Raw genomic sequence first — 4,194 nt, 5'->3', positions numbered from 1 at the left:
CGCCCCCTATACGATCGTCGGCGGCGTGCCTGCCAAGCTCATCCGTGACCGGTTCAATGCCGGTATTGGCGAACGCATGGACAACCTCGCCTGGTGGGATTGGGACCATCAGCGCCTGCGCAAGGCGCTCGACGATTTCCGCGAGCTGACCGCCGAGGAATTTCTCGTTCGCTACACGTGAGTTGCAGGGCCACCCGAGCCCTCGTGCGCGATTTCCGCATCGTTCAGTTGGTCGACCGGGCGCGATTGCCGTCGCCCCAAATCCCAACTATTACGGCCTTGGTTGCGTATGGGGGCTAATTCAATGCAGGACTATTTGGTTCAGGGTATGCGCCGCAGTGCGGGTCGCATGCGACTCCTGCTCGCAACGCACGTCGCCGTCGCCCCATTCCTCCCATGGAGCTTACGGCGTAGGGCGATCGCGTTGCAAATGAGGACCAACAGCGCCCAACACTTGGCAGCGCGTTATGCCGCGATAAATCACTGCAAAAGTGTCGAAAAGCCACCACTTCGCCAAGGCCAGCTTGGGCCGATTTGGCAATTCTGGGCCCAGGGAGCGGAAAAGGCTCCGCCGATCGTGCAGACCTGCCTCAGTTCGGTCGAAATGAATGCCGGCGGCAGGAAACGCATCGTGCTTACCGCTGAAACCGTGGGCGATTACCTGGATATACCTGGCAGGGTTATGGACAGAATCCCCTTCTGGGGGTGGACAAAGTTTTCAAATTTGGCGCGTTTGATGTTGCTTGAGCGGTATGGCGGAACCTGGATAGACGCAACCGTTCTGATCGACCGCGCTATTCCACAGTGGATTGAAGAAAGTGACTTTTTCGTATTCCGGTGGCCCTATGACCCCCGGGTCCTGGCCAATTGGTTTATGCACGCGAGATCAGAGACCCCCCTAACGGTCGCAATAAGTGCCGCCTATCAGGATTATTGGCTTCGCGCTGAGAAGCCCGGTGACTACTTCATGTTCCACTATTTGTTTGAAGCTGTTGTGCTCGCTCAGCATAGGCTGAGCAAGCTATGGAAAGATGTGCCGTTTCACAGCGCAGCCACCCCACATGAGCTGCAGGCGCTGCTCGGCCAGCCCTTCGAATACGACCTATACCGGAGCGTACTGGACCGGTCATGGATTCAGAAACTCACTTACAAGTTAGAGACGGCGATGCCTAGCACCGGCCCAACCTTCATTTCGCGCCTGAGCGAGGGCCTCCCCCCGGCGCCGCATTACCTAGAAGGCCAGCCAACTTACGCAATGGGCGTGTAGCTCTCCACGAGTAGCTGCTCAAAGTCTCGTTTAAGCTTCTTTCCAGTGTTTGCGCACGAGCCTCGGCATCTGCGAGATCACCTTGCAATTGGTTCTGGTGCCGCCGAAGCTGCTCTTCCTTGGCGTCAGCAATCTCCTGCGCTGCAGCCATCTGCCGCTGGACCTGCTCCAGCTTCACGTCGGTAGCCTCCTGTGCCGCTTGCAGTTGACGCAGTTGCTCTGATTTCACATCCGCATCCTGCTGCATTTTCTCCAACCGCAAGCGGAAACTCTCGGCGTCTCTCCTCTGCCTAGTGACAAACTCACTAAACGTCGCGTCCACAAAAAGCATGCGAGGATTATCGAGTTTCTCTTTCAACAAGGAAAGGTCTCTCATGGCCTCTTCGTCGCGGGGATTTCGATCAAGCTTGACAATATTCGCCAGTATTTGGTCGGCAAAGCCTGCGATCTCTCCCTCGCTCTGCAAGCTCTCTCCGGACGTCTGATGGTGCCGGAGGTCAGGTCTCAAAAAGGCAGCAATGTTCACTCGCGCCTCAGTTACGGAGATCGGCCACTCTACGTCCAAACACGCGCCAATCCGATTGCACACGCCCTCGAAATCGCTAAGCAGAGCGTCATAAGGCACAAAAACCCGGGCTAAACCACGGGTCTCCGCTTCTGCGTCAAGTATGTGTCGCGCCCACATCAACTTTGCGTAACCGACAGTAATCCCGTCGCGAGCACTTAGTGAAGCGGCAACCTCAGTCGCATTCCGGTATGGGATAATGTAGCGGAGTTCCACATCGAGCTGATCCGAAGCATCTTTGAATAAAGGCACCAGCCGACAGATTCTTGGATCTTTCGAGACGAACAGTCCCGAATTGCCAAAGTCCTCTTGGAGGCAGACCGCGATAGCGTCCCTGAAATGGAGATATCTCTCATCCAATGACCTACAATCGAATTTTCTCCAATCATCCCAGCTGCTGTCACCTTCTGACAACAATTGGTCATTTATAGCAGCCAGATTTTGAGGTTCCCAATGTCCCGTCTCGTTGCCTCGACTAGGTCCCATCAGTCTATTCGGCAATTCGGCTCCCAGAAAACTTAGAACACGAGTTAACGCACTGGTACCAGACCGATGCATACCAAGCACTACCAATCCGATGCGCCCCTTCGGATGGGCAAGCTGAGGCTCACGCTGCTCGGCTGGAATCGAAACGTTCACACTGGGCTCCCTCATGTTTTTCTTGTTCCCCATCGATCAAGGCAGTGGGCTTTCCGGGATTGTCGACGCAGCTTTTAGCCTGGATCGCCACTGCTCACTATTAGATCAGCAAGGGCTTACGCAACCCCTGCGTTCGCGCGGGGGAAGATAAACCAAACGTTACTCGCCACTCACCTTCATCGGCGCTTTCTGGCCGGCGCTGCCCCCCCGTTTATAGCTACAGTTTTTCCGCGCAGTCCCAATCTGATCTGCATTCAAACCGAGCTCCCGCGATCGGCGCATTGAACGAGATACCCGTTGCCGCCTGCCTGCGACGCCGCTTGCAAGCTGGGCTTTCATCATCGGTGACGCCAGCCGACCGATGATGGATGAAGTGCCGCGCCAGGACTGCCATCGCGGAGGTAAGATCGACGCCCTCTACCTCCAGGACGGCTCTGCAAACCTCAGTAGAATTTCCCCCTCAGGAATGTCTCAACTTCTTGCGCCAAATGGGCGGGATCTGCCACCATGGTGCGCAAATGCAATTCCGGGCGCTCTGGTGCTTCGTATGGCGAATCGATTCCAGTAAAATTTTGAAGCTCTCCGGAAAGCGCCCGCTTATACAGGCCCTTAGGGTCGCGCTGGATACATTCCTCCAGAGGAGTGTCGACGAAAATCTCTATAAGTTCACCAGGTTCCATCAGATCGCGGGCGAACTGGCGCGCAGAACGGAATGGCGAAATGAACGCGACGATGACGATCAACCCAGCCTCTGTCATGAGTTTGGCGACCTCGGCTATGCGGCGAATGTTCTCCACGCGGTCGGTCTCAGCAAAACCGAGATCGCTATTCAGTCCATGCCGAATATTGTCGCCGTCAAGGAAGATCGTGTGACGACCGTCGTCGTGCAAGAGCTTTTCCAGATGGTTAGCGATTGTCGATTTGCCTGCCCCTGAAAGGCCCGTGAACCAAAGTACCGCCGGCTTCTGGTTCATCAATTCTGCACGGGATCTCTTTGGGACCTCGACTGGCTGTAAACAAATGTTCATTTTAGGTCGAACGGGAAAATCCATCATTGCTGCTCAACAACCAGGTAGAAGAGTCGAACGCTCAAAATGAAGTTGTCCGCCATTCGATTGTCCTGTTAGTCGGCGAGAGGATGGATGCCAGCCGTGTCTGAACCTTAGCCATTATCTTCCCGACAGGCGGACAGGAACTATAGATTCCGCAAACCTGTCAATCCGAACTGCTACGGCCCATTCACCAATTTAGGGGTAATCTGGCGGATATTGCCGCCATCCGTGAGTTCGGCTTCATCGAAGTCGCGGCTGCGCATATGGCGCGCCTGGGAATGCGCGCCGAGCCGCTTGGTCATTTCCGTTTTTAATCTTCCGGCACTTGGTGTCATCCCGAACCCTCAAGCCCACGGTCGTATTTTCGATAGCGCACAGCATTACGGCCCGACCTGGCGCGCGACCCTGCACCACTTCACCTACCGCGCTCCGAACTATTGGGACGATACCGAAGTCGATCACGATCTCTTCGCCTGGCGCCGGTCCAACCGGGTCACCATCGGCCACGACGCAACGCTGCTGCCCGGGGTCAATGTTGGCAATGGTGCGGTGATCGGCGCGGGCGCTGTCGTCTCCAAGGACGTCGCCCCCTATACGATCGTCGGCGGCGTGCCTGCCAAGCTCATCCGTGACCGGTTCAATGCCGGTATTGGCGAACGCATGGACAACCT

3 protein-coding genes and 3 pseudogenes are annotated in these 4,194 nt (G+C 56.0%); 3 read left to right on the top strand and 3 right to left on the bottom strand.

Annotated features, from left to right (window positions below; genetic code table 11):
- Together BC363_RS29185 and BC363_RS29180 are read left to right on the top strand one after the other, a co-directional pair.
- Positions 1–181 (top strand): annotated as a pseudogene (locus tag BC363_RS29185) (acetyltransferase); the annotation flags it as partial.
- A 249-nt stretch (positions 182–430) separates the two neighbouring features.
- Complete coding sequence (locus BC363_RS29180; protein WP_161952498.1) at positions 431–1,267, top strand: capsular polysaccharide synthesis protein; 837 nt, start codon at positions 431–433, stop codon at positions 1,265–1,267.
- On the opposite strand, the gene BC363_RS33985 is transcribed toward BC363_RS29180, so the two are convergent.
- The 3 genes and pseudogenes from BC363_RS33985 to BC363_RS36155 form a co-directional block, all read right to left on the bottom strand.
- Positions 1,188–2,471, bottom strand: a complete 1,284-nt coding sequence (locus BC363_RS33985) for a hypothetical protein (protein ID WP_141690474.1) — start codon at positions 2,469–2,471, stop codon at positions 1,188–1,190. The genes BC363_RS29180 and BC363_RS33985 overlap by 80 nt on opposite strands.
- A 443-nt stretch (positions 2,472–2,914) precedes the next feature.
- The gene (gene cysC, locus BC363_RS29175; protein WP_348272178.1) at positions 2,915–3,445 is read right to left on the bottom strand and encodes an adenylyl-sulfate kinase; all 531 of its coding nucleotides are present in this window, start codon (positions 3,443–3,445) and stop codon (positions 2,915–2,917) included.
- A 254-nt stretch (positions 3,446–3,699) separates the two neighbouring features.
- A pseudogene (locus BC363_RS36155) lies at positions 3,700–3,904 on the bottom strand (DUF922 domain-containing protein); the annotation flags it as partial.
- Between BC363_RS36155 and BC363_RS29170 the strand changes: the two are divergent.
- Positions 3,881–4,194 (top strand): annotated as a pseudogene (locus BC363_RS29170) (acetyltransferase); the annotation flags it as partial. The pseudogenes BC363_RS36155 and BC363_RS29170 overlap by 24 nt on opposite strands.

This window comes from Ensifer sp. LC384 (assembly GCF_001695865.1).
GTDB lineage: Bacteria > Pseudomonadota > Alphaproteobacteria > Rhizobiales > Rhizobiaceae > Ensifer.
The sequence above is the reverse complement of the archived record's forward strand: the minus strand, read 5'-3'. Positions and strand labels throughout refer to the sequence as shown.